This window comes from Anaerotruncus sp. 1XD42-93 (genome assembly GCF_009917605.1).
Taxonomy (GTDB): Bacteria; Bacillota; Clostridia; order Oscillospirales; family Ruminococcaceae; genus Anaerotruncus.
Window position 1 is genome coordinate 1 of record NZ_QZEG01000149.1, and the last position, 2,114, is coordinate 2,114.

Genomic DNA, 2,114 nt, shown 5'->3' on the forward strand with positions numbered 1-2,114 from the left:
TGTCGCTTCGGATATCCATCCACTGTGCTCCTTTCATTTCCTGACTCCCTTTCCGGGCTCTTTTTCGCCCTCTTGGGAGTCTATCTTTTTTTCGCCTCCTCCGCCACAAAACTACATTTTTTCCTCGGCGTTTTCTTTCATTTTATTACTGGCGCTGACAATCAATCTATCAATCCATCCATCAAGGAGCGCCCCCGGCGCTCCGCTGTTTTGAAGGAGAAGCCACCAGGTGGAGGATTTACCCCCAGGACCCGGCCAAGGGCTGAACAGGTCCTTAAAAATGCGGCAACCCCTGCAAACGGAAAACGAACCGTCGCCAATCTGGCTGCAAACAAGGCCCGGCAAAGGGCCAAGCGAGAAGCCCAGCGGAGCATATTTCAGTGGACAAAGCAGACGGCCAGGAACGCCGCAAATTTATCCAAAAAAGCAGCCATTGCCACCACAAAGGCTGTGAAAGCCCTGATTGGCGCCCTGTCTGCCCTTATGGGTGGCGTTGTTCTGGTTGTGGCCCTCTGCGTTATTTTCCTGGTGGCCGCTGTGATCGCTTCGCCCTTCGGTATCCTGTTCGCCAATGAGCCGTCCCCCGGCGCTGTACCTCTGAACGTTGCTGTATCTCAAATCAACATGGAGCTGACGGACAAGCTGTCCCTTTTACAAGCGGGGACCTATGATAGCATTGACATTCAGGGCGCTGGCCCGGACTGGAGAGAAGTTACGGCGGTATTCGCCTGCAAGACTGCTATGGGGGCGGACAGTGTAGATGTAGCCGCTCTCACGCCCGACCGTGTAGAGCGGCTGAAAGCTGTCTTTTGGGATATGTGCTCCATTACTTCCAGCCCGGAAACCATTGACCATCCAGCAGTTGGCAGTACAGCGGCATGGAGTGAAAAGGTCCTGCATATCACCATTACCGCTAAAACTGCGGACAATATGCGGACGGCCTACTTATTTAACAGCGAGCAAAACAGCTCCCTGACCGAACTGCTGGCTGAGCTGGGGGTGATTGGTGATCTGCTGGGTGACCTGAGTATTTCGCAGGAAAGCGTAACCGAACTTCTGAGCCGTTTGCCAGCGAACCTGTCCCCGGAGCGCCGGGCCGTGGTTGAAACGGCCTGCAAGCTGGTGGGCAAAGTAACCTATTTTTGGGGCGGGAAATCAAGGGTAATTGGCTGGGACTCCCGGTGGGGAACGTTGAAAAAAGTGTGGGCGGACGGCAACTCAACTACTGGCACCTACCGGCCCTTCGGCCTGGATTGCTCCGGGTTTGCCGATTGGGTATTTTACAATATCTCAGGCGGCAGTTACATCCTGGGCCACGGCGGGGGCGCTCATGCACAGCATACCTACTGCACCCCTATCACTTGGGCCGAGGCCCAGCCTGGCGACTTAGTTTTCTATCCTGGTGATACCCACGTTGGCATCGTAGGCGGCTGGGATGAAAGCGGCAATATTCAGATTATCCACTGTGCCAGCGGTTACAACAATGTGGTCATTACCGGGAAGGAGGGTTTCACTACCATAGGTAGACCAACGTATTATAGCTCATAAAATGAAATCTCACGGTGAGACGTGAATCTTGTTGTAAACCAAATTTTACAATGGTACGTCAGTCAATTGAACGTTTTTTTACTAGTTGAAAATACACCCAAACGAAACATGCAGAACATCCCCCTCCTACGGGAAAACACAGGTAAACATTTTGTATTGCTGGGGAAATTTGAAAACTAACTAATAAAAAAATTTGTCTACATATGATCATTCCAGTCAAAGACAGTACCATAACCATTTGAGAGTGCCCAAACCCTCTGGATGCGTTGGAGTAAATCTGGTTGATAGATTGAAAAATATACAAAGGGAGCATAGTGCGCATTGTTTCAACACCAAATTGGATAGCGTTTACGTCCGAGGTAAACAAGCCCATCAATTTTTCTGCAAAGAAATAGGTGGGTATTCCAAGGACAGATATGGATGAAAGACAGAGAAAGAAGCAAATTCGTATGCTATGCAGGGCACGATCCGGTCGGTTAGCGCCTAGATTCTGGCTAGGGCTTGTTTGAAAAATAAATATTGCACAAACCAAATAAAAGTGCGAAAATAGAGCCATGAAGCGATAT

At 50.2% G+C, this 2,114-nt stretch carries 2 protein-coding genes; both read left to right on the plus strand.

Annotation, left to right across the window (positions count from 1 at the left end; genetic code table 11):
* On the plus strand, positions 1-214 hold a 214-nt coding region (locus D5269_RS18430; RefSeq protein ID WP_207670328.1), incomplete at its 5' end, for a hypothetical protein.
* A gap of 236 nt (positions 215-450) precedes the next feature.
* Positions 451-1,548: an NlpC/P60 family protein gene (locus D5269_RS17540; protein WP_347707312.1), complete on the plus strand. Its 1,098-nt coding sequence runs from the start codon at positions 451-453 to the stop codon at positions 1,546-1,548.
* Positions 1,549-2,114 lie beyond the last annotated feature (566 nt).